Genomic DNA, 25,786 nt, shown 5'->3' with positions numbered 1-25,786 from the left:
TCAGTGGTTGTCGTCGATGATCGTACCGTTCTGGGCGGTGGCGTCCTTGGTGAGGGCCATGGTGAGCGGCGCCTCGGGGAAGGTCGGGATGGCCGCCAGCGCGGCCCCCATCTGCGCCCCGCTGGCCCAGTGCCAGGTGTCGCTGTAGGTGCCGTCCTCCAGCTTGATCAGGAGGGTGCGGGTGAGGCCGGGGTGGCTGTCGCGGATGGTGCCGATGAGGGAGGCCCGGCGGGCGAGGAACTCCTCGAGGTCGGCCGGGGCGACGGAGTAGGTGTGGGTGCGGACGACGGACATGGAAGGCTCCTCCGTTACCAGGTGCCGGCGATCTGCCGGATCGGGGCGTTGAGACGGTTGAACAGGTTGGTGGTCGCGATCATCAGCAGGATCGCGGCGAGCTGCTGCTCGTCGAAGTGGTCGGCGGCGGCGTCCCAGACCTCGTCGGAGACGTCGGCGGGCCGCTCGGTGACGGCTTCGGCGAGGGCGAGGGCGGCGCGCTCGGCGTCGGTGTAGTACGGGGCGTCGCGCCAGGCGGCCACCAGGCCCATGCGCTCGGTGCTGACGCTCAGCTTGCCGAGCTTCTTCACTCCGGCGTCGACGCAGAAGCTGCAGCCGTTGATCTGGCTGACCCGCAGGTGGACCAGGTCCAGGAGTTCCTCGGAGACGCCCTGGCCCTGGGCGGACTTGGCCAGGCCCATGATGGGCTGCTGCGCCGCGGAGATGACGGTGGCGGGGTTCTTCATCCGTGCTTGCATCGTTTTCGCGCTCCCTGGTCGAGGTGCTGACAAGAACGAGGATGTGTGGGTGGATTGATAGATTCGCGATGCGTCGACGATGGGAGGCGAATCGTGAAGATGCAGTTCGCGCTGCTGGGGCCGGTACAGGTGCTCGCCGACGGCGAGCCGGTCCAGGGCATGGCGCCGCGGCATCGCGCGGTGCTGGCCTACCTGCTGCTCAACGCCGGGCGGGTGATCAGCATGGAGAAGCTGATCGACGCGATGTGGGGCTATGACCAGCCGGACACCGCCCGCTCGCAGATCCACGCCGCGATGACCGCGCTGCGCAAGAAGGGCGTCGATCTCATTGAGACCCGCACGGGCGGCTATGTCGCGCAGCCGCAGCCGGGCCAGCTCGACGTGCAGGTGTTCAACGACCTGGTCGGGAAGGGCGAGTTCCGGCAGGCGCTGGAGCTGTGGCGGGGTGACGCGCTGGCCGATGTGAGTGCCGCGTACGCGCCGGGCTCGCGGGCGTTGCTGGACGACCGGCGGCTGACCGCGCTGGAGCGGCTGATGGAGGCCGAGCTGGCCGCCGGCCGCCACCTCGACGTGCTGGACGAGCTGGCCGCCCAGGTCGTGGCCAACCCGCTGCGCGAGCGGCTGGTCGGGCACCTGGTGCTGGCGCTGCACCGCTCCGGACGGCAGGCCGACGCGCTGGCCGCGGCCCGGAGCTACCGTACGGCTCTCGCCGACGAGCAGGGCCTCGACCCCGGCCACGCCTTCACCGAGCTGGAGCGCGCCGTCCTGGCCGACGACCCGAGCCTGCGGCCCGAGCAGCCGGCCGCGACACCCGCACCGGCCGAGAAGCCGCAGCCCAGGAAGAGCTTCCTGCCCTACGACATCCCCGACTTCGCCGGCCGTACTGGAGAACTGGACAAGCTGGTCGAGCAGAGCCGGCACCCGATCGTGACCATCGACGGCATGGCCGGCATCGGCAAGACGACGCTCGCGGTGCGGGCGGCGCACCGGCTGGCCGGCCGCTACCCCGATGGCCAGCTCTTCCTCGACCTGCAGGCGGGTCGCGACCTGTTGCCGGCCGCCGCGGCGCTGGAGGCGCTGCTGCGCCAGCTCGGGCTGACCGACATCCCGGCGACCGAGGCCGAGCGCAGCGCGTTGTGGCGGGCGGAGCTGGCGCAGCGCCGCATCGTCGCGGTGCTGGACAACGCGCAGGACGCCGAGCACGTACGCCCGCTGCTGCCCGGCGTCTCCGAGAGCCTGCTGCTGATCACCAGCCGGCGACGGCTGGTCGGTCTCGACGGCGCGCACGCGTTGTCGGTCGAGGTGCTGCCGGAGAAGGACGCGCTCGCCCTCTTCGCCGGGGTCGTGGGCGAGCGGGCCGCGGCCGAGCCGGAGGCGGTCACCGAGGTGCTGGAGCTGTGCGGCTACCTGCCGCTGGCGTTGCGCATCTCCGCCGCCCGGCTGCAGCACCGGCCCCGGTGGACGGTGTCCTACCTGGCCGGCCGGCTGGCCGACGAGCGGCGGCGGCTGGCCGAGCTGTCCACCTCCGAGCGCAGCGTCGCGGCCGCCTTCACCGTCTCGTACGAGCAGCTCGGCGAGGACGAGCAGCGCATGTTCCGGCTGCTGGGCCTGGCGCCCGGCCGCGACATCGAGCCGCACGCCGCCGCCGCGCTGGCCGGTGTCTCCGTCTTCGAGGCCGAGGACCTGCTGGAGAACCTCCTCGACGCGCACATGCTCCTGCAGCGCGAGCCGGGCCGCTACACCCTGCACGACCTGCTGCGCGAGCACGCCCGCTCGCTGGCCGCCGACGACGACGCGCTGATGCGCCTGCTCGTGCACTACCTGCACCGCTCGCGCTCGGCGGTCAAGCAGCTCTTCCCGCACAGCGTGCCCGACCGGCCGCACATGCCGCCGGTGCTCACCCCGGTGGAGCCCCTGACCGGTACGGCGGAGGCCATCGGCTGGCTCGACGCCGAACGCGCCAACATCATCGCTACCGTGGTGCACGGCCCCAACGTCTGCATCAGCCACCTGGCCTTCGCGATGCGCCCCTACCTCGACCGGCAGGGCCACCACGACGACGCCCTGACCCTGCACTCCATCGCCTTGCAGCGCAGCCTCGCCCTCGGCGAGCGCGCCATGCCGCCCGGCCGGGCCCTCGCCGACCTGGCCTGGACCTACTGGCGGCGCGGCGACTACGAGCAGGCGGAGTCCTTCGCCCAGCGGGTGCTCGACACCTGCGAGGACAACGACGAGCGCTCGCTGGCTCTCAACGCGCTGGGCAACGTGGCGTGGCGTCGCCGGGAGAGCGCCAAGGCCGAGCAGTACCTCAAGCAGTCGCTCGACCTGACCCGCATCGCCGGCGACTGGTCGCGGGAGGGCTTCGTCCTGGCCGACCTCGGCCGCCTCCTCGACCAGATGGGGCGGCCGGACGAGGCTCGCCGTCACCTTGACCTGGCGTTGGCCCTGCACCGCAAGGAGGGCGACCAGCTCGGGGAGGCCCGGGTGCTCAACTATCTCGGCTCGGCGTTGCGCAAGCAGGGGCAGACCGAGCAGGCCATGGCCCGGCACCGGCAGGCCGGCGAGCTTTATCGGGCCATGGGCAACAGTAGTGACGAGGCCGCGGCTTGCAACGGGCTCGGCGAGGCGGAGCTGGCGCTCGGCGATCCCCAGCGGGCTATCGCCGAGCACACGGCCGCGCTGGGGCTGGCCGTACGCAACCGGCCCGAGCAGGCTCGTGCGCACGACGGGCTGGCTCGCGCCCACCGGCGTCTTGGGCAGGACGAGCTCGCCCGTGAGCACGGGGCGCAGGCCCTGCGGCTGTACGAGGAACTCGGCGTTCCGGAAGCTGACGAGGTTCGTGCGTTCCTGGCCGGTCCGGCTGGACAGGAAGCCTGACCCGCTTCTCATGGCCGAGCTCCCGCAGGATCCGGCGCCGCGGTTCGGCATCCTCGGCCCCACCCGGGCGTGGGGGCCGGACGGCGCCGAGGTGCCGGTCGGTGGGCCGGCGGCGCGGGCTCTGCTGGCGTTGCTGTTGTGCCGGGTCGGGCGTCCGGTGCCGCCTGAGGTCCTGATCGACGAGCTGTACGGCGAAGCCGCCCCGCCGGGGGCGGCCCACGCGCTGCAGTCGCAGGTCTCCCGGCTGCGTAAGGCTTTGCCTGGAACGACCATCGAGACGGTTCCCGGCGGTTACCGCCTGGCCGTCTCCGCCGACGAGGTGGACGCGGGGCGGTTCGAGGGGCTGGCCGAGCAGGGCGCTCGGGCTCTGCGTGCGGGTGAGCATCGGGCCGCTGCTGCGCTTCTGCGCCAAGCTCTTGCGCTCTGGCGTGGGCCGGCTCTGGCCGATGCGCCGGACAGCGCGGTGGCGTCCCCTCTGGCCACCCGGCTGACCGAGCTCCGGCTGGCCGCGCTGGAGGACCGCATCGAGGCCGACCTGCGGGCGGGTGAGCACCCGGTCGCCGAGCTTCGCGAGCTGGTTGCCGGTCACCCGCTGCGTGAGCGGCTGCATGCCCTGCTGATCCGGGCGCTGGCCGCCGAGGGTCGGCCGGCCGCGGCGTTGGAGGCTTACGAGCAGGTCAGGCGGCTGCTCGTGGCGGAGCTTGGCACGGATCCCGGTCCGGAGTTGGCTGAGCTGCATCTGGCGTTGCTGCGCGCGGAGCGTCCGCGTCCCAGCGGGCCGCCCGCGCAGTTGACCAGCTTCGTCGGCCGGGACGCCGACCTCGACGCCGTCGCGCGACTGCTGAGCCAGGCCAGACTGGTCACCCTCCTCGGCCCGGGTGGCGCCGGCAAAACCCGCCTGGCCGTCGAGGCCGTCACCAGAGCCGCGGCCGAGGTCTGTTTCGTCGAGCTCGCCCCGCTGCGGGAGCCGGACGAGTTGCCGATGGCGCTGTTCACCGCGCTGGGGCTGCGGGAGCGGGGGCTGGGTGGGGTGACCGAGGCGCCGGTGGATCGGCTGGTGCACGCGCTGGCCGAACGCCCGGACACCCTCCTCGTGCTGGACAACTGCGAGCATCTGGTCGGTGCGGTGGCCGAGTTGGTGGCCCGGTTGCTGGCCGGTTGTCCGGAGTTGCGGATCCTGGCGACCAGTCGCGAGCCGCTCGGTCTCACCGGCGAGCACCTGTGGCCGGTTGGCGCGCTCGCGCCGGAGGCGGCGGTCCGGCTCTTCCACGACCGGGCCAGTGCGGTGCGCCCGGGCTTCACGGCCGATCCGGAGGAGGTCGGACGGTTGTGCGCGGCCCTCGACCGGCTGCCGCTGGCGATCGAGCTGGCCGCCGCCCGCGCCCGTACCCACGAGCTCCCCGACCTGGCCGCCCGGCTGTCGGACCGTTTCGGCCTGCTGTCGCGCGGCAGCCGTACGGCAGCGCCCCGCCATCAGACGTTGCGCGCGGTGGTGGCCTGGAGCTGGGACCTGCTGGACGAGCAGGAGCGAGCGACCGCCCGCCGGCTGACCGTCTTCGCCGGCGGCGCGACGGCGGAGGCGGCGCAAGCGGTGTGCGGCGGCTCTGCGGAGGTGCTCGACTCGCTGGCCGACAAGTCGTTCGTCGAGGTGGCCGGGGGCCGCTACCGCATGCTGGAGACGATCCGCGCCTTCTGCGCCGAGCGCCTGGCCGAGGCCGGCGAGACCGAGGCGGCCAGGCGGGCGCACGCCGAGCACTTCCTGGCCGAGGCCCGGCGAAGCGACCCGCTCCTGCGCGGCCCCGAGCAACTGCGGGTGCTCGCCAGGCTGGCCGCCGAGCACGACAACCTGCTGGCCGCGCTGCACCGGCTGACCGAGGCCGGCCGTACGGAACAGGCGGTGCGGTTGCTGGGGGCGCTGGCGCCGTACCTGTGGATGCGCGGGATGCGCGCGGCGGTGGCCGGCCCGGCGACGGTCCTGCTGGACCGGCTCGGCGCGGACCCGGACCCCGGCCTGGGCGACGACTACGTGCTGGTCGCGCTCACCGCCGCCGCCAGCGCCGAGGGCCGGGCGGCCTGGCTGCGGCACCGGCCGGCCGCCGAGCGGCTGGTCCGGCGGCGTGACCCGGCCGCACGCCGGGCGCTGGTCAGCCTCGCCTGGCCGATGATCAACTCGGGCGAGGGCGACCCGGCCGTCGTGCTCGCCGTCCTGGACCAGGCACATGACGGCGGCGACGCCTGGGAGCAGGGCATCTTCCACTTCGTCCGCGGCTACCCGGCGATGGCCGAGCGCGACTGGGAGGCCGCCGAGCGGGAGTTCCGCCGCTCGCTGGCGGTCCTGCGCGAGGTGGGCGACCGCTGGGGCTGCACACTGGCCCTGGACGCCCTCGCCGGGCTGGCCGCGCTCCGCCGGGACTGGGACCGGGCCGTCGAGCTCACCGACGAGGCCATCACGCTCGCCGAGGAGCTCGGCGCGGACGAGGACCTGGCCGACCTGCTGTGCAGCCGGGGCGACTACCTGGCGCGCGGCGGTCGGCCCGGGGCGCGCCGCGACTATCTGCGCGCCGCCGAGACGGCCCGGCGGGCGGGCAGCCCGACGCTCGACGCCGCCGCGTTGCGCGGGCTGGCCGACCTGGCCCGCGAGGCCGGCCGGCTCGGCGAGGCCGACGAGCTCTACACGAGAGCGCTGGAGCGGTTCGACCCGCACTGGATCAGGAACGTGAGCAACCGGGTGAGCGCGCTGATCGGCAAGGGGCTGGTCACCGCCGCGCGAGGCGACCTCGCCGGGGCGCGTGCCGTACTGGTGCAGGCGGTGGAGGCCGCGACCGCGGCCGGCACGCTGCCGGAGAGCGCGCGGGCCGCGGAGGCCCTGGCCGGGCTCGCCCTGACCGGCGGCGACCCCGCCCTGGCCGCCCGGCTGCTCGGCGCGGCCACGACCCTGCGCGGCCTGGACACCGAGCCCGCGCCCGAGGTGGCCGCGACCGCCGCCGCCGCGCAGGCCGCCCTCGGCCCCGCCCGGTACGGCGAAGCCCGGGCCGAGGGCCTGCGCCTGACCCCGGCCGAGGCCCTCCGCCTGCTCGGCGCCGACCAGCGGGTCATCGACCGCCGCCGGGCCGGTGAGGTCGCGGTGAGGGAGCGGTGAGCGCCCCTCGGCACACTCGCCCCCATGACGACCACCAAGCACGTCCTGATCTCGGGCGGCGGCATCGCCGGCCCGGCCCTGGCCTACTGGCTGCACCGGCACGGCTTCGCCGCCACCGTCGTGGAGAAGGCCCCGGCGCCGCGTGACGGCGGCCACGCCGTGGACTTCCGCGGCGAGGTCCACCTCTCCCTGCTGCGGAGCATGGGCCTGCTGGAGGGGATCGAGCGGCTGCGCACCGGCATGGGCCCGATGACCTACGTCGACGCCCGCGGCAAGCGCCTGGTCGACTCGCCCGCCGACCTGTTCTCCGGCGACGTGGAGATCCTGCGCGGCGACCTGGCCGGGCTGCTGCACGAGCGCACCAAGCCCTTCACCGAGTACGTCTTCGGCGACTCGATCACCTCGCTCACCGAGGACGCGACCGGCGTGCACGTCACCTTCGAGCGTGGTGCGCCCCGGCGCTTCGACCTGGTCGTGGGCGCGGACGGCATCCACTCCGGCGTCCGCCGTCTGGCCTTCGGCGACGAGGCCCGCTTCATCAAGCATCTCGGCCTGCACTACGCGATCTTCACCGTCCCCAACTACCTCGGCCTCGACCACGCCGGCCGGATCTACACCACGCCCGGCAAGCTGGTGTCGTACTACACCGCCCGGCGGAACACCGAGGCCAGGGCGGTCTTCTACTTCGCCGCCGGCGAGCTGCCGCACGCCCGCCGCGACACCGCCGCCCAGCGGGCGGTCCTGCGCGAGCACTTCGCCGGCGTCGGCTGGGAGAGCGACGAGCTGCTGCGCCGCATGGACCAGGCGCCCGAGCTGTTCTTCGACCAGATCGCCCAGGTCAAGCTGGACTCCTGGGCGCGTGGCCGGGTCGTGCTGCTGGGCGACGCCGCCTGCTGCGCCTCGCCGCTGTCGGGGATGGGCACCGGCCTGGCCATGATCGGCGCCTACGTCCTGGCCGGGGAGCTCGCCGAGGCCGGCGGCGACCACCGCACCGCCTTCGCCCGCTACGAGGCCGAGCTGCGCGAGTACGCCGAGGGCTGCCAGAAGTCCGCCGACGGGGTCAGCGGCTTCCTGGTGCCGAAGAGCCGCCGGATGGCCTGGCTGCTGCGCCAGCAGCAGCGCCTGCTGCCGTACCTGCCGGGCAAGAAGCTGATCGCCAAGAGCGTGCGCAAGACCGCCGAGGCCATCACCCTGAAGCCCTACGCCGGAAAACCCGTTGCCCCGGCCGGCCCGCGTCTGGTCGACTGACCGGAGCCGTCCCCTGGAAGGAGCACCGAGATGAGGCAGACGTTCGTGTCCCCGCTTATCCCGGTTCGCACCCATCCAGAGGGCATGACGCTTGCAAAGACACCTCAACCTGGGCATTCTGGCCCACGTCGACGCCGGTAAGACCAGCCTGACCGAACGGCTCCTGCTCGACGCGGGAGTCATCGACCGGCTCGGCAGCGTCGACGACGGCGACACCCAGACCGACTCCCTGGCGCTCGAACGGCAACGCGGCATCACCATCAAGTCCGCGGTCGTCTCCTTCGCCGTCGGCGACCTCACCGTCAACCTGATCGACACCCCCGGCCACCCCGACTTCATCGCCGAGGTCGAACGCGTGCTCAGCGTGCTCGACGGCGCGGTGCTGGTCGTCTCCGCGGTGGAGGGGGTGCAGGCGCAGACCCGCATCCTGATGCGCGCCCTGCGGCGGCTGCGCATCCCGACCCTGCTGTTCGCCAACAAGATCGACCGCTCCGGCGCGCGCTCCGGCGGCCTGCTCGACGAGATCGCCGCCAAGCTCACCCCGGCCGTGGTGGCCGCCGGAACCGTGCGCGAGCCCGGCGCCCGCACCGCGAGCTTCCACCCGTACGGCACGCCGTCCGGTGACCCGGCGGCCCTGGCGGAACGGCTGGCTGAGGCGGACGACGCCTTCCTGGCCGCCTACCTCGCCGACGAGCGGGCCGCGCTCGCACCGGACCGGCTGCGCGCCGAGTTCGCCCGGCAGGTCGGCCGGGCCCGGCTGCATCCGCTGTACTTCGGCTCCGCGATCACCGGGGCCGGGGTGGCGGAGCTGACCCGGGCCGTGCGCGAGCTGCTCCCGGCGGGTGGCGGCGACCCGGACGGGCCGCTGTCCGGCACGATCTTCAAGATCGAGCGCGGCCCGGCGGGGGAGAAGGTGGCCTACGTCCGCCTGTTCGGCGGCACGCTCCGCACCCGGGACCGGCTCCTGTTGCAGGGCCGGGAGGCCAAGGTCACCGCCCTGGCCGTGTTCGACCGGGGCTCGGCCGCACCGCGGGGTGAACTGCCCGCCGGGCGCATCGGCAAGGTGTGGGGGCTGGAGGCGGCGCGGATCGGCGACACCCTCGGCGCGGCCCGCACCACCGAGGCCCGCCACTTCGCGCCGCCCACCCTGGAGACGGTGGTGGTGCCCGGCCGGCAGGCCGAGCGCGGCGCGCTGAACGTCGCGCTCACCCAGCTCGCCGAGCAGGACCCGCTGATCGGCCTGCGCCAGGACGACGTGCGCCAGGAGACCTCCGTCTCGCTCTACGGCGAGGTGCAGAAGGAGGTCATCCAGGCGACCCTTGCCTCCGAGTACGGCCTGGACGTCACCTTCCGCGAGACGACCACCATCTGCGTCGAGCGGCCGGCCGGCACGGGCTCGGCGGTGGAGTTCAACGGCAAGGCGCCCAACCCGTTCCTGGCCACCGTCGGGCTGCGCGTCGATCCGGCGCCGCCGGGCAGCGGGGTGCGCTTCCGGCTCGGCGTCTCGCTGGGGGCCATGCCGTACGCCTTCTTCAAGGCGGTCGAGGACACCGTCCTGGAGACCCTCACCCAGGGCCTGTACGGCTGGCAGGTCGCCGACTGCACGGTGACGATGACGCACAGCGGCTACTCGCCCCGGCAGAGCCACGCGCACGCGCGCTTCGACAAGGCGATGTCCAGCACCGGCGCCGACTTCCGCGGGCTGACCCCGCTGGTGCTGATGGCGGCGCTGCGCCGGGCGGGCACGCGGGTGCACGAGCCGATCCACCGGTTCCGGCTGGAGCTGCCCGCGGACACGCTGGGCGCGGTGCTCCCGGCGCTGGCCAGGGTGCGCGCGGTGCCGTACGGCATGGGCGCCACCGTGCTGGAGGGGGAGATCCCCGCCGGCCGGGTGCACGAGCTGCACCTCGAACTGCCGACGCTGACGCGCGGGGAGGGCGTGCTGGAGAGCGCCTTCGAGCGCTACGAGCCGGTCACCGGGCCGCCCCCGGCCAGGCCGCGCACCGACCACAACCCGCTGGACCGGAAGGAGTATCTGCTGCACGTGTTGCGGCGGGTGTGAGCGAGGCCCCCAACTCCTGCTCCCCGGGGGTGCGTTCCCGGGGAGCAGGAGCCCGTTCATTCGGCGGCGACGAGCCGCTCTGCCTCCTCGTGCAACGCCACGACCAGGAGCATCTCCAGTTGGAGCTCCGCCAGATCGGGCGCCGCGAGGCCGTCGACGACCTGCATGGTGGGCCTCCCTGGTGATAGGACGCCTCTTGAGTCACACAGGTTTACCCATGGAACGCGGAAATCATTCAGACGGTTTTGAACCGCTCCCAGGCCGACTGCCGCGACATGCTCAGTGCGGCGCCGATGCGCTCCCAGCTCACCTCCCGCTTGCGGAGGGCGCCGACCCAGTCGCGCAGGTTGCTGTCGATCTGGGACTGGACGTTCACGATGTTGGGCAGGTGGTCGAGGATCTGCTCGTCGGTCAGCGACTCCCACATCGGCAGCCGGGGCTCGGAGGTCTCGCGGAGTTCCTCCGAGCTCAGGATGTCGTTGCAGAGACCGACGCAGGCGTTGCAGATGTAGACGCCGGGGCCCGCGATCAGCTTCTGGACCTCAGCCGCCGGTCGCTGGCAGAAGGAGCAGTACAGGTGCTCGTTGTCAGGCATGACCTGACACTAGACCGTCAGGCTGACCCTGACAACCCTTCAGGATCGCCAGCCGCTCGTCGTTGATGCGGCGGCAGATCGACAGGTAGGCGTTGACGATGCGGCAATAGGCGGCGTGCGCCTCCTCAAGCTGGGACGCGCAGGCGTCGACGCGCGAGGGCTCGCCGTCGATGACCGCCTCCACGTGCAACGCGCGGGCCTGGTTCACGATCTCCTCCGCGCGCAGCCGCGTACGGCGGAGCAGCGCGGAACACTCCTGCAGTTCCTTGAGTCGTGCTGAGGAGACGATGAACTCAGCTTCACGCACGAGATCAGTTCTCATTACCGACACCTCCCCGGTCAAGGTCGCCTAAGCGTAGACGCGCGGCCTTGGCCGCCGGATCACTCCGGAGGCGGAGGGGGTAGAGCACTGTTCCCTGCGGGTTGGATATCTCCCACCGGGAGGAAAAAGCGCAGCCCTGAAGCTCGTTCGGTGTCTGAAGAGCCCCGGTTCGGCCACCGTAGCAGCATTTTTCGGGGCAAGTCGGGAATCTGGGGTTCCAGAAAAAGCCGGTTCAAGAAGACCGCCGAACCCCCTGCACGACTTGAGCTCTGGTCACATACTGAAATCATCTAGAAGCACATAGTGACGGGGCGTGCTGTGTCTGGACTGACGGAGGACTCGACGAACGCGGTGGACGTGAGCGTGATCATCCCTGCGCACGACTGCCGGCCGTACCTGGACAGAAGCCTGACCTCCGCCCTGGTGCAACGGGTGCACAAGGAGATCGTCGTGGTGGACGACGGCTCCACCGACGGCAGCGCCGAGCTCCTGGAGCTGTACGCGACCTATCACCGGGGGACGGTCAAGGTCATCCGCCAGGAGCACTCGGGCGGCGCGGGCCGCCCGCGCAACGTCGGCCTCGACCACGCGACGGGCCGCTACGTCTTCTTCTGCGACGCCGACGACTACCTCGGCGACGAGGCGCTGGAGCGGATGGTCGCGATGGCCGACCGCAACGGCTCCGACATCGTGCTCGGCAAGGTCGTCGGGCACGGCCGCCGCGCGCCCGCCTCGATGTTCCGGCAGAACGCCGAGCGGGTGAGCCTGGCCGACAGCGCGGTCTACAACAGCCTGAGCTGCTGGAAGCTGTTCCGCCGGCAGATGCTGGTCGAGCACGGCATCCGGTTCGGCGAGGACCGGCTGGTCGGCGAGGACCTGCTGTTCACCGTGCACGCCTACTGCCACGCCGAGGTGATCTCGGTGGTGGCCGACTACGACTGCTACCACCTCACCGCGCGCCCGGACGGCACGAGCATCATGCAGCGCCCCGACAGCCGCGACCCGATCGCCTGGCTGCACATGATCCGCGACCCGATCCAGCTCATGGCCGCGCACGTGCCGCCGGGACCGCTGCGCGACCACCTGCTGCGCCGGCACTTCAGGCTCGACGCCTTCGCCCAGCTCGGCGAGGCCTTCCTGGCCGCCGACGAGGTGCGGCGCAAGGACATCGCGCAGGAGGTCGCCGCGCTGTGCGACGAGTGGCTGACCCCGGGCGTGGTCGAGCTGCTCAACCCCGCCGACCGGCAGCGGCTGGCCGCCCTGGGCGACGTCGAGCGGCTGGTCCGGCTGGCCGGGATCGAGGCGGCCACCGTGCACCGGCGGCTCACCGACCTGCGCTGGGAGGGCGAGCGGCTGCTGGTCTCCGGGGTGGCCGGGCTGGAGGGCCTCGCCGAGTACGACGGCGTCGCCCTGCTGCTGCGCTCGCGCCAGGATCCGGGGCGCGAGCTCGTCGTGCCCGCCGAGCTCGACGGCCCGGAGTTCACCGCGCGCATCGACGTGGGCGAGCTGTCCTCGGGGGTGTGGGACCTGCTGGTCACCATCGAGCTGGAGGGCGTGCACCGGCAGGGCCGGCTGGGCGCCGAGCGCGACCGCGAGCTGCCCTGCCCGTCGCCCCGGCTGGTGGGGGAGTCGGTGGCGCTGCCGTACTTCACCCGCAGCGGCGGCAACCTCAGCATCGACATCGGCGGGCACGTGCTCAGCGTGCCCGGCTCGGCCCGGCTGACCAGCGCGCGCTGGGCCTTCGGGCACCGGCTGGTGCTGGACGGCCACGTCACCGTCACCGGCGCCGCGCCGGCCGAGAACGCGGTGCGCCGGCTCGTCTGGCGCGAGCGCAACACCGGCGACGAGCGGATCGACCGCGTGGTCGGCCTGCCCGGCGGCGCGTTCGAGGCCAAACCCTCGGTCGGCCGCCTGGTGCCCGGCACCTGGGACGCCTACCTGGAGCTGGAGCTCGGCGGGCCGCCGGCCCGCTTCCGCATCGAGACCACCTCGACCCAGTTGTTCGCCGGCCCGCGCCGCTGGTGGCAGGGCGCGGTGCTGCGCTCGGTGCGGCCCTACGCCACGGCCGGCAAGGGCCGGCTCAGCACGGTGGTCAAGACGCTGACCCCGAAGGCGATCATCAGCCGGCTGTTCCAGTAACTGCCACAAATATGCAGGTGCAAGACAATGTCTTAATGTGAGGTGGTTGGACACCCCTCATGGAGGCCTGGTCGTGCACGTACCCGATGGCTTTTTCAACGTGGCCGTATCCGTCTCCGCCGGCGTCGTGGCCGCCGCCGGCGTCGCCGTCTGCCTGCGCGGCGCCAAACGCGAGCTCGACGACCGGACCGCGCCCATGGCCGGCCTGGTCGCGGCCTTCGTCTTCGCCGTGCAGATGCTCAACTTCCCGGTCGTCGCCGGCACCAGCGGGCACCTGCTCGGCGGCGCGCTGGCCGCCATCCTCGTCGGGCCCTATACCGGCGTGCTCTGCATCGCCGTCGTGCTGCTGGTCCAGGGCCTGTTCTTCGCCGACGGCGGGCTGACCGCGCTCGGCGTCAACATCACCCTCATGGGCCTGGTCACCGTCCTGGTCGGCTGGGGCCTGTTCCGGCTGGTCACCCGGCTGGCCCGGGGCAAGGCCGCGGTGGTCGCCGCCGCCTTCCTGGCCGCGCTGATCTCCGTCCCCGCCTCGGCGCTCGCCTTCACCCTGCTGTTCTGGCTCGGCGGCACCGTGCCGATCGAGGTCTCCTCCGTCGCCGCCGCGATGGGCGGCGTCCACCTGCTCATCGGCATCGGCGAGGGGCTGATCACCGCCGCCACCGTCAGCGCCGTCCTGGCCGTCCGCCCCGACCTCGTGTACGGCTACCGCGGCCAGGCCCCGGCCCTGGTGGTCAACGGCAAGACCGCCGCGACGACGCCCGCCGCCGAGGCGCCCCGCGGCAACGCCAGGCCGTTCCTGCTCGGCGGCCTCGGCGTCACGCTGATCCTGGCCGGCGTCGTGTCCTTCTTCGCCTCCGCCGACCCCGACGGCCTGGAGTCGGTCGCCGCCGAGCGCGGCTTCGACGTCGGCGTCGACCACCTGTTCGCCTCCTGGGCGCTGGCCGACTACGGCGACGTCGGCGGCATCCCGGTCGGCGTGGCCGGCATCGTCGGCGTCGGGCTGACCCTGCTCATCGCCGGCGGCCTGGCCTACGCCGCGCGCCGCCGCACCGCCGTGAAGGCCTGAGCCGTGGGCGCGGGCCACCACCACGACCTCTACCGCCCGGGCGACAGCCCGGTGCACCGGCTGCCGCCGCAGTGCAAGCTGCTCGCGGTGCCGGCCTTCGCGATCGTGGTGGTGGCCACCCCGCGCGAGGCGGTCTGGGCCTTCGCCGGCTACGCGGTGCTGCTGGGTGGAGTCGCGGCGGCCGCGAGGGTGCCGCCGGGCTTCATCCTGCGGCGCATGGTGATCGAGGTGCCCTTCGTGCTGTTCGCCTTCCTCATCCCGGTCATCGGGCTGGGCGAGCGGGTGCAGGTCCTCGGCCTGTCGCTGAGCCTGCCCGGGCTCTGGGCGGCCTGGAACATCCTGGCCAAGGCCACCCTCGGCGTCGTCGCCTCGATCCTGCTGGCCGCGACCACCGAGCCGCGCATGCTGCTCCTGGGCGCGCAGCGGCTGCGGCTGCCGCCGCTGCTGGTGCAGATCGCCATGTTCATGCTGCGCTACCTGGACGTGATCGTCGGGGAGATGCGGCGCATGCGCGTCGCCCGGGAGTCACGCGGCTTCCAGGCGCGCAACCTCCGGCAGGCGCCGGTCATCGCGCGCTCGGCCGGAGCGCTGTTCATCCGCTCCTACGAGCGCGGTGAGCGCGTCCACCTGGCCATGCTCAGCCGCGGCTACACCGGGCGGCTGCCCGTCACGCAGGAGCTGACGGCCTCCGCGCGACAATGGCTGACCGCGGGCGCGCTGCCGGTGCTCGCCCTGGCCGTCCTAGGAATGACCATCGCATGAACTCCCTCGAAGTGCGCGAGCTCGCCTACGCCTACCCCGACGGCACCCAGGCGCTGTTCGGCGTCGACCTGACCATCGCCCGCGGCGAGCGCGTGGCCCTGCTCGGGCCGAACGGCGCCGGCAAGACCACCCTGGTCATGCACCTCAACGGCATCCTCACCCCGGGCCACGGCACCGTGCGCGTGGCCGGCGTCCCGGTCGTCCGCGACCACCTCCAGGAGGTACGGCAACGCGTCGGCCTGGTGTTCCAGGACCCCGACGACCAGCTCTTCATGCCGACCGTCCGCGACGACGTGGCCTTCGGCCCGGCGAACATGGGCGTGCGCGGCGAGGACCTCGAACGCCGGGTCAAGGACGCGCTCGACCGGGTCGGCATGCTGGACGCCCTCGACCGGCCGCCGCACCACCTGTCCTTCGGCCAGCGCCGCCGCGTCGCGGTCGCCACCGTGCTGGCGATGGAACCGGAGATCCTCGTGCTGGACGAGCCCTCCTCCAACCTCGACCCGGCCGCCCGCCGGGAACTGGCCGAGATCCTGCGCTCCCTGGAGGTGACCGTGCTCATGGTCACCCACGACCTGCCGTACGCGCTGGAGCTGTGCGAGCGGGCGCTCATCCTGTCCGGCGGCGTGGTCGTCGCCGACGGGCCGACGCGCGAGCTGCTCGCCGACGCCGAACTGCTGGCCCGGCACCGGCTCGAACTGCCCTACGGCTTCGCTATTCCGGAACGTGGATGACGACGAGGCGGTCGCCGCGGTCCAGGACCTCCACGTCGGCGTAGGTGCGGACGCGGCCCTCGCGCACCACGGCGACGACGATCTCGTCGCCGTCGGCCGGCGGGTGGCCCACCTCCGACTCCTTCACCGGCCGCTCGTACAGGTCGAGGCCCTTGCCGTAGACCAGGAAGTCCTCGATCAGCGCGCTGACCGCCGGGCTCTGCGTGGCGACGCCGAGCATGCGGCCGGCCGCGTCCGAGGAGGTGATCACCACGTCGGCGCCGCTCTGCCGTACCAGCGGGTCGTTCTCGGCCTCGCGGACCGCGGCGACGATGGTCGCGGTGGGGTTGAGCTGGCGGCCGGTGAGGGTGACCAGGGCGGTGGTGTCGTCGCGGTTGACCGCGATGATGATCTCGTTGGCCTCCCGCACGCCGGCCCGCTGGAGCACCTCGCTGCGGGTGGCGTCGCCCAGGACGGCGACGAAGCCGTCGTTGTTGGCCTCGCGCACGTTCTCCGGGTTGGGGTCGACGACGACGACCGACTCCTTGGCCCGCTCGTTCTCCAGCAGGGTGCGGACCGCGGCGCGGCCCTTGGTGCCGTATCCGGCGATCACGGTGTGGCCGCGCAACCTGGACCTCCAGCGTCTGATCAGGATCTGGTCGCGGGTGCGCTGGGTGAGCACTTCCAGCGTGGTGCCCACGAGGATGACGAGGAAGATGATCCGCAGCGGCGTGACCGCCACGATGTTGACCAGCCGCGCGGCCGGCGACACGGGGGTGATGTCGCCGTACCCCGTCGTGGAGACGGTGACGGTGGCGTAGTAGAGCGCGTCGAGCAGGCTCACCTTGCCGTCGAAGCTGTCCTTGTACCCGTCGAGGTCCAGCGCTACCAGGAGGAACACCGCCAGCAACGCGGCCCACGCATAAAGGACGCGGCGCAGCACCGCTCTGAACGGGCTGACCGCGATGTGCGGGAGCCGGATTCCGACCTCCTCCATGAAGGTGATCGTAGTTTGTCTGGGTCCGGTAGCTGGGGATGGGAAGTACAGTGGCTCATCGAGGAGGGGCCAAATGAAGCTGCGCCTGAAACGGCACGCGATGGGGGATGCCGTCGTCGTGGTCGTCGAAGGAGAGCTGGACCTGTTCACCGCGCCCTTCCTGAGGGACGAGGTGCGCGACGCCATCAAGCAGGACGGCGCCCGCCTCGTGCTCGACCTCCAGCAGTTGTCCTTCATGGACTCCAGCGGGCTGTCGGTGCTGATCGAGGCGTGGCGGCTGGCGACCGGCGAGGGCGGCGGCGTGTCGCTGGCCGGGCCGCAGGCGCCGGTGGCCAGGATCCTGCGCACCACCGGTCTCGACCGGCGCATCAAGGTCTATCCGGACGTGGACGCCGCCGTGGGTGAGATTTAGCCCACCCGTCGTAGAACTTCATTCGGTTCTCGCGTTAAGGTCCGTGTCATGGACGTCAATGGTGCAGTAGCAATCATCTCCGGCGGGGCGAGCGGCCTGGGTGAGGCCACCGCCCGCGAGCTGGCCTCACACGGCGCGCACGTGGTGATCGCCGACCTGAACGAGGAGCGCGGCAAGGCGATCGCCGACGAGCTCGGCGGGCTCTTCGTCAAGACCGACGTGTCGGACTCCGACCAGGTCCAGGCCGCCGTGGACGCCGCCGTGGCGACCGGCAAGCCGGTGCGAGTGATCGTCAACAGCGCCGGCATCGGCTGGGCCGAGCGGACGGTCAACCGCGAGGGCGCCCCGCACACCGAGGCGACCTACCGCAAGGTCATCGAGGTCAACCTGATCGGCACCTTCAACCTCATGCGCATCGGCGCGGCGGCCATCGCCAAGACCGAGCCGGTGAGCGAGGACGGGCACCGCGGCGTGGTCATCAACACCGCCTCCGTCGCCGCGCTGGAGGGCCAGACCGGGCAGCTCGCCTACTCCGCCTCCAAGGGCGGCATCGTGGGCATGACCGTCCCGGCCGCGCGCGACCTGGCCGCGATCGGCGTCCGCGTCAACACCATCTGCCCCGGCATCATCGACACCCCGATCTACGGCTTCAACCCCAACTCCGCCGAGTTCAAGGCCAAGCTGGTCGCCCCCGTGGTCTTCCCCAAGCGCATGGGCCAGCCCGCCGAGTTCGCCCACCTCGTGCGCTCGCTGATCGAGAACGACTACATGAACGCCGAGACCATCCGCTTCGACGGCGGCATCCGCTTCCAGCCCAAGTAGTGAGGTCCCGTGTCTGACGAAGTTCTCGTCGAAGTCGCGGACGGCGTAGCCGTCATCACCATCAACCGCCCCCAGGCCCGCAACGCCGTCAACGGCGCGGTGGCCAGGGGCATCGCCGGCGCGCTGGACGAGCTCGACGCGCGCGCCGACGTCTCCGCCTACGTCCTGACCGGCGCGGGCGGCTACTTCTCCGCCGGCATGGACCTCAAGGGCTTCCTGACCGGCGACTTCCCGCACGTCGAGGGACGCGGCTTCGGCGGCATCACCGAGGCGCCGCCGCGCAAGCCGCTGGTCGCCGCGGTCGAGGGCTACGCCCTGGCCGGCGGGTTCGAGCTGGTGCTCTCCTGCGACGTGGTGGTCGCCTCGGCCGAGGCCAAGTTCGGGCTGCCCGAGCCCAAGCGCGGCCTGGTCGCGGGCGCCGGCGGCGTCATCAGGCTGCCCCGGCGCATCCCCTACCACGTGGCCATGGAGATGGCGCTGACCGGCGACCACTACCTGGCCTCGCGGCTGTACGAGCTCGGCCTGGTCAACCGGATCACCGAGCCAGGCCAGGCCCTTGAGGGCGCGCTGGAGCTGGCCCGCAAGATCGCCGCGAACGCCCCGCTGGCGCTGGCGGCGACCAAGAAGGTGATCGTCGAGTCCCAGGACTGGACCCTCGACGAGATGTTCAAGAAGCAGGGCGCGATCATCAACCCGGTCTTCGGGTCGAAGGACGCGATGGAGGGCGCGGCGGCCTTCGCCGAGAAGCGCGCCCCCGTCTGGAAGGGCGAGTAGCCCCGAGGACCTGACGCCCGCCCGCTCTCCCTGGCGGGCGGGCGTCACTTTTAGCCCGCTCATAGGGTTTCCCGCATACTTTGGAGGGGAGAAGCATCCCCCTGGGAGGGCCACATGAGCGGATACTCGACCCCGCCGTCGGGGTGGCGCGCGGTGCTGTCCGGAGCTCTGGGGGCGTTGCTCCTGCTCGGCGGCATGCTCGCGGTGATGTGGGTGCTGGAAGGCATCGACTACGTCCTCGGCGGATCGCTCGACTACTACGGCATCCGCGCCTGGGACGCCGAGGGTCTGGTCGGGATCCTGTTCGCGCCCTTCCTGCACGTGGGCTTCGGGCACCTGATCGCCAACTCGATCCCGCTGCTCGTGCTCGGCTTCCTCGCCGCGGTCCGCGGCCTCGGCGCCTTCCTGTGGGCGACCGTCATCATCATGCTGATCGGCGGCTTCGGCACCTGGCTGACCACCCCGCCCGGGGTCATCGCGGTGGGCGCCAGCGGGCTGATCTTCGGCTACTTCGGCTACGTCCTCGGCCGGGGCCTGTTCAACCGGCAGATCGCCGACATCCTCATCGCCATCGGCGTCGGTGTCGCGTACTACTCGATGCTGTGGGGGCTGCTGCCGAACCAGCCCGGCATCTCCTGGCAGGGCCACCTGTTCGGGCTCATCGGCGGCGTGGTGGCCGCCTGGGCGCTGCGCCGCAGGCGGCCCGCGGCCCTAGTGAGCCCTGACCCGCTCGGCCGGTGAGGACGACAGCAGCCGGTCGATCCACGCCAGGCCGATCGCGGAGACGACGAACGCCAGGTGAATGATCGTCTGCCACATCATCTTGTCGTTGCTCACGTGCTCGGCCTTGATGAAGGTCTGCAGCAGGTGCACCGAGGAGATCCCGATGATCGCCGTCGCCAGCTTCACCTTGAGGACGTTGGCGTTGACGTGCGAGAGCCACTCCGGCTCGTCGGGGTGGCCATCGAGGTTGATGCGCGACACGAAGGTCTCGTAGCCGCCCACGATCACCATGATCAGCAGGTTCGAGATCATCACCACGTCGATGAGTCCCAGCACGCTGAGCATCACCACGATCTCCGGTGAGCTGTTCACGAGGCTCTCGGCCACCGGCGAGTGCGTCATATCGCCGGTGACGACCGCTTGGAGCAGGTGCCATAGCTCGACCAGGAACTGCCAGACATAGACCCCCTGGGCCACGATCAGGCCCAGATAGAGGGGTAGCTGCAGCCACCTGCTGGCGAACATCAGATAGCCGAGACCCTTCGGCCGGACCCCCGTAACGCTGGACACGTCGTCAACTCCTGTAACTCCGAACGAGAACAGCAGCCAACTCTAGGGGGCCCGGCCGGGCGGGTCAGACGCGCTCGACCACGTAGTCGATGCAGCGGGTGAGCGCCTCGACGTCACTCGGGTCGATCGACGGGAACATCGCGATGCGGAGCTGGTTGCGGCCCAGCTTGCGGTACGGCTCGGTGTCGACGATGCCGTTGGCGCGCAGCACCGCGGCGACCTTGGCCGCGTCGACGGTCTCGGCGAAGTCGATCGTGCCGACGACCTGCGAGCGGAACTCGGGGGCCGCGAACGGGGTGGCGAACTCCGACTTCTCGGCCCAGCCGTACAGGCGGGCGGCGGAGTCGGCGGTGCGGCCGGTGGTGAAGGACAGGCCGCCGCCGGCGTTCATCCAGTCGAGCTGCTCGGCCAGCAGGAACAGCGTCGCCACCGCGGGGGTGTTGTACGTCTGGTCCTTGGAGGAGTTGTCGATCGCGATCGGCAGGCTGAAGAACTCGGGGACGTAGCGCCCGGAGGCGGCGATCTCCTCGACGCGGGCCAGCGCGCGCGGTGACATGATCGCGATCCACAGGCCGCCGTCGGAGGCGAAGCTCTTCTGCGGCGCGAAGTAGTAGACGTCCGTCTCGCCGATGGAGACGGGCAGGCCGCCGGCGCCGGAGGTGGCGTCGACCAGCACCAGCGCGTCGTCGCCGCCGACGCGGGAGATGGGCATGGCCACACCGGTCGAGGTCTCGTTGTGGGTCAGGGCGTAGACGTCGACGCCCTCCTCGGCGACGGCGACCGGGTGGGTGCCGACCTCGGAGGAGATGATCGTCGGCTCGGCCAGCCACGGCGCCTTCTTGACGACCGCGCCGAACTTCGAGGAGAACTCGCCGAACGACAGGTGCTGGGACTTCTCGCGGACCAGTCCGAAGGCGGCGATGTCCCAGAAGGCGGTGGTGCCGCCGTTGCCCAGGACCACCTGGTAGCCCTCGGGCAGGGAGAACAGGTCGGCCAGCCCGGAGCGCACGCGGCCGACCACGTTCTTCACCGGCTTCTGCCGGTGGGACGTGCCCATGATGCTCGCGCCGGTGGCGGCGAGCGCCGCCAGCTGCTCGGGTCGGATCTTCGAGGGCCCGCAGCCGAACCGGCCGTCGGCGGGCTTGAGGTCAGCGGGAATCACGATGTCAGCCACCTGCCCGAGCCTACCGACCTCGCCGAACGGCTTGACCCCAGGTCCGGATTGTGAGATTCGCCGGACGAGTCCATGATCAGGAGAGAAACTGCACTGGGATGACTCGGGGGGGTCCGAAGGCGAGGGGGCTGCCGTATGGAGCCGATCGAGTTCATCAGAGCGCTGCGCCGCAGGCCGCGCGGTGGGCACGGGGATCGTGACCTGCCCATCCTGCTGGTGAGCGACCTCACGGGGTTGGCCAGGGAACCGGAGCCGCGCGCCGTCGTCAGCGGGGCCGGCGACGACGTGGCGGGACTGGTCGGGAAGATCGCGAGAGAGCTGCACCGCTCCCGCACCGGCGAGCGTCCGCTGCGGTTCCAGCTCACCACCAAGGCCCTGCGAGTGATCAGTTTCACGCCGAGCCCCGACGGCCACGACCCGGAGGGCGAGGCGCGCAGGCATCTGGCCGCGCCGGGACGGACCGAGTTCGCGCCGCCCGAGCAGGGCGGCGGCTCGGCGCTCGCCAAGTGGCAGGACTTCCAGACGTACGGCTTCGCCACCTTCAGCGGCAGCGCGATCCTCGGCGCCATCGCGACGGCGGGGCGAGTGACCAGCACGCTCGTCTACGGGGTGATCGCCGTGGTCAGCGGGGTGGCGGCGCTGGCGCAACTGGTGTTCAGGGTGCGGGACGCGCCCTGGTATCCGCGCTACCGGTGGTTCACGCGGCAGCCGTACCTGGAGGCGGAGGGCGCCTCGCTGGTGGGCTTCACGGTTTCGGTGGCGAGGGAGGCGCAGGAGACCGACCGGGCCCGGTTGGTGGTGGCGGCGCTCCTGGAGGACCTCGCAAGGGCTTACAGGCGGCCGTGGTGGCGCCGGGTCGGCTGGGCGAGGGTCACTTACCCCATGGTCGTTCTGGAGGACGCCCACGATCCTGCGGGAAGCGGTTTCCTCGCTCTGGTGGAGCAGGTGCGCAACCGGCGTGGCGGTCACGACCCGCTGCTCGTCGTGGCCCGCGCGTCCCTCGGCCCGCCGTCGGGCGACGCCTACACGGGCTTCAGGTCGCGCATGGCGTGGGGCCGCCGGGCCGACGGAGACCACTTCGTCGAGCTGCACCCGGCGGGCACGCACGCACGGCCTTCGCCCCCAGGGCGGACGCGCAGGCCGTGGCTCGCCCACCCGCTCCTGACGTGGATCACCGGCCTGGCACTGCTCGCCGCGACGGTGACGGTCGTCGCGCTCGACCGTGACCTGCGCTGCGCGCAGACGTGGATCCGCAAGGAGGGCGGGCAGTGCGTGGGCGTGATCAACGCCTCGGGCCTCACCCCGGACGGCTTCGTGCACCCGAACCTGCGCGAGATCGTGGACAGCATCGACCGGCGCAACGTCACCGTCGCCGACCAGCGCAGCTTCGTGACCTTCGGGGTACTGGGCGAGTTCACGCTCGCCGGCGAGCACCGCAGGGACAGCCGCCTCGCCGGGGCCTTCGGCGAGCTGGTCGGCCTGTGGCATCTGCAGATGACCGTGGAGAAGCCGTCGGTCCGCCTGCTTCTGGTGAACGCGGGCGACAACTTCGCCCACGGCGAGCGCGCCGCGAAGCTCGTGGCCGACTACGCCCGCACCGATCCGACGTTCGCCGGGGTGGTCGGTCTCGGCCGCAGCGTGGAGGGCGTGAAGCGGGCGGTCGGCGTGCTCGACGCCGCCAAGATCCCGATGGTGATCACCTCCGCCACCGCCTCCGACGTCGGCGGCACGTCGCGTTACGCCTTCCGGGTGGCGGCCACGAACGAGCGTGAGGGCGCTCTGCTGGCCCGTTACGTCCGTCGCCGGCTGCTCGCCGAGGTGGCGGCTCCGAAGGCCGTCGTGGTGTCCGACAAGGGCCCAGGAGAGGTCTACAGCGGCGATCTGGCGCGCGTGGTCAGCGAGGAGTTCGCGAAGGAGACCGGGGGGAGCAAACCGCTCCACGTCGACTACACCGATCCCGGCCAGCTCACCAGGGCGGCGGGCGCGGCCTGCGACGCTGCGCCCGACGTGTACTTCTTCACCGGGCGGGGCCCTGAGCTGCCCACCTTCCTCAACCGGCTGGGCACCACCACGTGCGGTTCGCCGAAGGGCAGGCTGGTGGTGGCGGGCGACGACGCGTCGAAGGAACTGGCCGACAACCCGAAGCTGGGTCAGGACACCGGGATGACACTGGTGTACGCGACGTTCGGCGAGCGTACGGCGGTGCCGGGCGCACCAGAGTTCGTGAAGATCGCCGAAGACCTCTTCCGCGACAGGAAGATGCCGCTCAGCGTGCGCCCGTCCGGGAGCAACGCGGCGATCGGCTTCGCGGGCGGCACGCTGCTGCACCACGCGGCGAGCCAGGCGAAGACGCCGGACGCCCCTGTCGCGCTCGGCGACGTCCTGTACTACCTGTCGACGGTGCGTGAGGACAGGCCGCTCTACAGCGCGACCGGCATGCTCGCCTACGCGTCGGGAGAGCCGCACGACGGCGTCGACAAGCTCGTCACCGTCGTGAACCTCGAAAACGCCGAGCGGGTGCACTGCGGCAGGGCGCGCAGCCAGACCAAGCTCGAAGCCGACGAGCTCTGCCTCGACCTGCCCGGTTCTTCGGAGACGGCGACGGCGGGCCGGTGAGGGCCCGCCGTCGTCCGGGAGAACCTAGAACTTGCCGGAGACCTCGTCGGCGCCGGCGAGCTCGCTGAGCGGGCGCGAGGCCGGGCCGATGTAGTTCGCGCTGGGGCGGACCAGCCTGCCCGTGCGCTTCTGCTCCAGGATGTGCGCGGCCCAGCCGGCCGTGCGGGCGCAGGTGAACATGGAGGTGAACATGTTCGAGGGAACCTCGGCGAAGTCGAGGACGACAGCCGCCCAGTACTCCACGTTGGTGGCGAGCACGCGGTCGGGCTTGCGCGCGTGCAGTTCCTCCAGAGCGGCCTGCTCCAGCGCCGCGGCGACCTCGTAGCGCGGGGCGCCGAGTTCCTTGGCGGTACGGCGGAGCACGCGGGCCCGGGGGTCCTCGGCGCGGTAGACGCGGTGCCCGAAGCCCATGAGGCGCTGGCCCTTGTCCAGCTCGCCCTGGACGTACTTCTTGGCGTCGCCGAGCTGCTCGACGCCCTCGATCATGTGCAGCACGCGGGCGGGCGCGCCACCGTGCAGCGGGCCGGACATGGCGCCGACCGCACCCGACAGCGCCGCGGCGACGTCGGCGCCGGTGGAGGCGATGACGCGGGCGGTGAAGGTCGAGGCGTTCATGCCGTGCTCGGCGGCGGAGGTCCAGTAGGCGTCGATCGCCTTGACGTGGCGGGGGTCGGGCTCGCCGCGCCAGCGGACCATGAACCGCTCGACGATGCTGGTGGCCTGGGCGACCCGGCTTTCCGGAACCATCGGCAGGCCGAGCCCGCGCGCGGACTGCGCGACGAACGACAGGGCCTGGACCGAGGCGCGGGCGAGCTGGTCGCGGGCCTCCTCGTCGGAGATGTCGAGCAGCGGCTTGAAGCCGTAGGCGGGGGCCAGCTGGGCCAGCGCGCTCTGCACGTCTACGCGGATGTCACCGGAGTGGACAGGAATGGGGTACGGCTCAGCCGCGGGGAGCCCCGGCTGCAGCGCGTTGTCGACCAGCAGGCCCCAGACGTTCCCGAACGGGACGCGGCCGACCAGCTCCTCAATGTCGACGCCCCGGTAACGGAGGGCGCCCCCTTCTTTGTCCGGTTCCGCGATCTCGGTCTCGAAAGCTACTACGCCTTCGAGGCCGGGTTTGAAGTCGGACATTCTCGGCCGCCTCCCTTTCTTGCCGATGGCAATTTCGTGCCTGCTGTCGCGGCCGCCCCGGGCTGTGCTGGCATCGGATCGTGCCTCGCGCCCACAGCCAGAGCTCCTCCGCTTTCTTGATGTCGAGATACCGGCGGGTCAATTTAACCCCCTCCGGCGACATGCTCTGACTCCGGGCACGCCGAACGGGCATCCGCGCTGGTGGGGCGAGTGCGCAAGACCGGAGCAAGCGCGCAACAATACCGCTCGTGGACGCTACCTCGCTTCCGGGTCTCCGCCGCTCCTACGAGGGCCTGCCCCTGCTCGAGTCGGAGATGGCCGCCGACCCCTTCGCGCAGTTCGCCATCTGGTTCCAGGAGGCGCTGGCCGCCGGGCTCCCCGAACCCAACGCCATGGTCGTCGCCACCGCCTCCGCCGGTGGCCGGCCCAGTGCCCGCACCGTCCTGCTCAAGGGCTACGACGAGCGCGGGTTCGTCTTCTACACCAACTACGAGTCGCGCAAGGGCCGCGACCTGACCGAGAACCCCCGGGCCTCGCTGCTGTTCCCCTGGCATCCGATCCGCCGCCAGGTGCGCGTCGAGGGCTCGGTCGTACGGCTGACGCAGGCCGACTCGGCGGAGTACTACAACTCCCGCCCGTACGGCTCGCGCATCGGCGCCTGGGCCTCGCGCCAATCCGCCGTGGTCCGCTCCCGCGAGGAGCTGGACGAGCGTTACGAGAAGCTGGCCGCCCGCTGGCCGGAGGAGCCGCCCGTGCCCGACTTCTGGGGCGGTTACCGGGTGATCCCGAGCGAGGTGGAGTTCTGGCAGGGCCAGACCGACCGGATGCACGACCGGCTGCGCTACCGGGCGGCGCATCCCGGTTGGGTGTTGGAGAGACTTGCCCCTTAATG

The 25,786-nt window shown here is 71.9% G+C and carries 22 protein-coding genes; 14 read left to right on the top strand and 8 right to left on the bottom strand.

The features are described 5' to 3' along the window. Complete coding sequence (locus tag ACIBG7_RS05135) at window positions 1–294, bottom strand: hypothetical protein (protein WP_397335215.1); 294 nt, start codon at window positions 292–294, stop codon at window positions 1–3. Window positions 295–308: 14 nt separating this feature from the next. Further along, entirely contained in the window at window positions 309–752 is a 444-nt protein-coding gene (locus ACIBG7_RS05130; RefSeq protein WP_357915550.1) for a carboxymuconolactone decarboxylase family protein, read from the bottom strand. Window positions 753–851: 99 nt separating this feature from the next. Between ACIBG7_RS05130 and ACIBG7_RS05125 the strand changes: the two genes are divergently transcribed. The 4 genes from ACIBG7_RS05125 to ACIBG7_RS05110 all read left to right on the top strand — a co-directional run bounded on the left by ACIBG7_RS05125 (window position 852) and on the right by ACIBG7_RS05110 (window position 10,078). Next, window positions 852–3,629, top strand: coding sequence for a BTAD domain-containing putative transcriptional regulator (locus ACIBG7_RS05125; protein WP_397335344.1), 2,778 nt, complete (start codon window positions 852–854; stop codon window positions 3,627–3,629). A gap of 10 nt (window positions 3,630–3,639) precedes the next feature. Then, window positions 3,640–6,768, top strand: coding sequence for a BTAD domain-containing putative transcriptional regulator (locus tag ACIBG7_RS05120; RefSeq protein WP_397335214.1), 3,129 nt, complete (start codon window positions 3,640–3,642; stop codon window positions 6,766–6,768). A 24-nt stretch (window positions 6,769–6,792) separates the two neighbouring features. Beyond that, window positions 6,793–8,016: an FAD-dependent monooxygenase gene (locus ACIBG7_RS05115; RefSeq protein WP_397335213.1), complete on the top strand. Its 1,224-nt coding sequence runs from the start codon at window positions 6,793–6,795 to the stop codon at window positions 8,014–8,016. A gap of 91 nt (window positions 8,017–8,107) precedes the next feature. Further along, window positions 8,108–10,078, top strand: a complete 1,971-nt coding sequence (locus ACIBG7_RS05110) for a GTP-binding protein (RefSeq protein WP_397335212.1) — start codon at window positions 8,108–8,110, stop codon at window positions 10,076–10,078. A gap of 235 nt (window positions 10,079–10,313) precedes the next feature. On the opposite strand, the gene ACIBG7_RS05105 is transcribed toward ACIBG7_RS05110, so the two are convergent. Then, window positions 10,314–10,673: a ClpX C4-type zinc finger protein gene (locus ACIBG7_RS05105; RefSeq protein WP_357915561.1), complete on the bottom strand. Its 360-nt coding sequence runs from the start codon at window positions 10,671–10,673 to the stop codon at window positions 10,314–10,316. Beyond that, window positions 10,666–10,995: a hypothetical protein gene (locus tag ACIBG7_RS05100; RefSeq protein ID WP_357915563.1), complete on the bottom strand. Its 330-nt coding sequence runs from the start codon at window positions 10,993–10,995 to the stop codon at window positions 10,666–10,668. The genes ACIBG7_RS05105 and ACIBG7_RS05100 overlap by 8 nt, the downstream gene beginning before the upstream one ends. A 318-nt stretch (window positions 10,996–11,313) precedes the next feature. Between ACIBG7_RS05100 and ACIBG7_RS05095 the strand changes: the two genes are divergently transcribed. The 4 genes from ACIBG7_RS05095 to ACIBG7_RS05080 all read left to right on the top strand — a co-directional run bounded on the left by ACIBG7_RS05095 (window position 11,314) and on the right by ACIBG7_RS05080 (window position 15,696). Beyond that, window positions 11,314–13,134: a glycosyltransferase family 2 protein gene (locus tag ACIBG7_RS05095; RefSeq protein WP_357915565.1), complete on the top strand. Its 1,821-nt coding sequence runs from the start codon at window positions 11,314–11,316 to the stop codon at window positions 13,132–13,134. A 73-nt stretch (window positions 13,135–13,207) separates the two neighbouring features. Then, window positions 13,208–14,200 (top strand): energy-coupling factor ABC transporter permease, encoded by a 993-nt coding sequence (locus ACIBG7_RS05090; RefSeq protein WP_397335211.1) that lies wholly within the window; start codon window positions 13,208–13,210, stop codon window positions 14,198–14,200. A gap of 3 nt (window positions 14,201–14,203) precedes the next feature. Then, entirely contained in the window at window positions 14,204–14,962 is a 759-nt protein-coding gene (cbiQ, locus tag ACIBG7_RS05085; protein ID WP_357915571.1) for a cobalt ECF transporter T component CbiQ, read from the top strand. Further along, window positions 14,959–15,696: an energy-coupling factor ABC transporter ATP-binding protein gene (locus tag ACIBG7_RS05080; protein WP_397335210.1), complete on the top strand. Its 738-nt coding sequence runs from the start codon at window positions 14,959–14,961 to the stop codon at window positions 15,694–15,696. The genes cbiQ and ACIBG7_RS05080 overlap by 4 nt, the downstream gene beginning before the upstream one ends. Here ACIBG7_RS05080 and ACIBG7_RS05075 read toward each other — a convergent pair. Next, window positions 15,677–16,672, bottom strand: coding sequence for a potassium channel family protein (locus ACIBG7_RS05075; protein ID WP_357915577.1), 996 nt, complete (start codon window positions 16,670–16,672; stop codon window positions 15,677–15,679). The two genes, ACIBG7_RS05080 and ACIBG7_RS05075, sit on opposite strands and share 20 nt — an antisense overlap. A gap of 73 nt (window positions 16,673–16,745) precedes the next feature. Here ACIBG7_RS05075 and ACIBG7_RS05070 point away from each other — a divergent pair, with 73 nt between their 5' ends. The 4 genes from ACIBG7_RS05070 (at window position 16,746) to ACIBG7_RS05055 (ending at window position 19,421) form a co-directional block, all read left to right on the top strand. Further along, a complete protein-coding gene (locus ACIBG7_RS05070) occupies window positions 16,746–17,084 on the top strand; it encodes an STAS domain-containing protein (protein ID WP_357915580.1) in 339 nt (112 codons plus the stop codon). A 48-nt stretch (window positions 17,085–17,132) separates the two neighbouring features. Continuing rightward, window positions 17,133–17,906, top strand: a complete 774-nt coding sequence (locus tag ACIBG7_RS05065; RefSeq protein WP_357915583.1) for an SDR family NAD(P)-dependent oxidoreductase — start codon at window positions 17,133–17,135, stop codon at window positions 17,904–17,906. A 9-nt stretch (window positions 17,907–17,915) separates the two neighbouring features. After that, entirely contained in the window at window positions 17,916–18,680 is a 765-nt protein-coding gene (locus ACIBG7_RS05060) for a crotonase/enoyl-CoA hydratase family protein (protein WP_397335208.1), read from the top strand. Window positions 18,681–18,794: 114 nt separating this feature from the next. Beyond that, entirely contained in the window at window positions 18,795–19,421 is a 627-nt protein-coding gene (locus ACIBG7_RS05055; RefSeq protein ID WP_357915589.1) for a rhomboid family intramembrane serine protease, read from the top strand. Here ACIBG7_RS05055 and ACIBG7_RS05050 read toward each other — a convergent pair. Beyond that, window positions 19,392–19,973 carry a TIGR00645 family protein gene (locus ACIBG7_RS05050; protein WP_397335206.1) on the bottom strand — a complete coding sequence of 194 codons (582 nt, stop codon included), beginning with the start codon at window positions 19,971–19,973 and terminating at the stop codon, window positions 19,392–19,394. The two genes, ACIBG7_RS05055 and ACIBG7_RS05050, sit on opposite strands and share 30 nt — an antisense overlap. Before the next feature lie 64 nt (window positions 19,974–20,037). Then, window positions 20,038–21,147: a phosphoserine transaminase gene (serC, locus tag ACIBG7_RS05045; protein WP_357915594.1), complete on the bottom strand. Its 1,110-nt coding sequence runs from the start codon at window positions 21,145–21,147 to the stop codon at window positions 20,038–20,040. A 135-nt stretch (window positions 21,148–21,282) separates the two neighbouring features. Here serC and ACIBG7_RS05040 point away from each other — a divergent pair, with 135 nt between their 5' ends. Beyond that, window positions 21,283–23,763, top strand: coding sequence for a hypothetical protein (locus ACIBG7_RS05040; protein ID WP_397335204.1), 2,481 nt, complete (start codon window positions 21,283–21,285; stop codon window positions 23,761–23,763). Between the two features lie 24 nt (window positions 23,764–23,787). On the opposite strand, the gene ACIBG7_RS05035 is transcribed toward ACIBG7_RS05040, so the two are convergent. Then, the gene (locus ACIBG7_RS05035; RefSeq protein ID WP_397335203.1) at window positions 23,788–24,894 is read right to left on the bottom strand and encodes a citrate synthase 2; all 1,107 of its coding nucleotides are present in this window, start codon (window positions 24,892–24,894) and stop codon (window positions 23,788–23,790) included. A gap of 248 nt (window positions 24,895–25,142) precedes the next feature. Here ACIBG7_RS05035 and pdxH point away from each other — a divergent pair, with 248 nt between their 5' ends. Beyond that, window positions 25,143–25,784, top strand: coding sequence for a pyridoxamine 5'-phosphate oxidase (pdxH, locus tag ACIBG7_RS05030; RefSeq protein WP_357915603.1), 642 nt, complete (start codon window positions 25,143–25,145; stop codon window positions 25,782–25,784). The last annotated feature ends 2 nt before the right edge of the window (window positions 25,785–25,786 follow it).

This window comes from Nonomuraea sp. NPDC050328 (assembly GCF_044459405.1).
Taxonomy (GTDB): domain Bacteria; phylum Actinomycetota; class Actinomycetes; order Streptosporangiales; family Streptosporangiaceae; genus Nonomuraea.
This window is presented reverse-complemented; position numbering and strand designations above follow the sequence as displayed.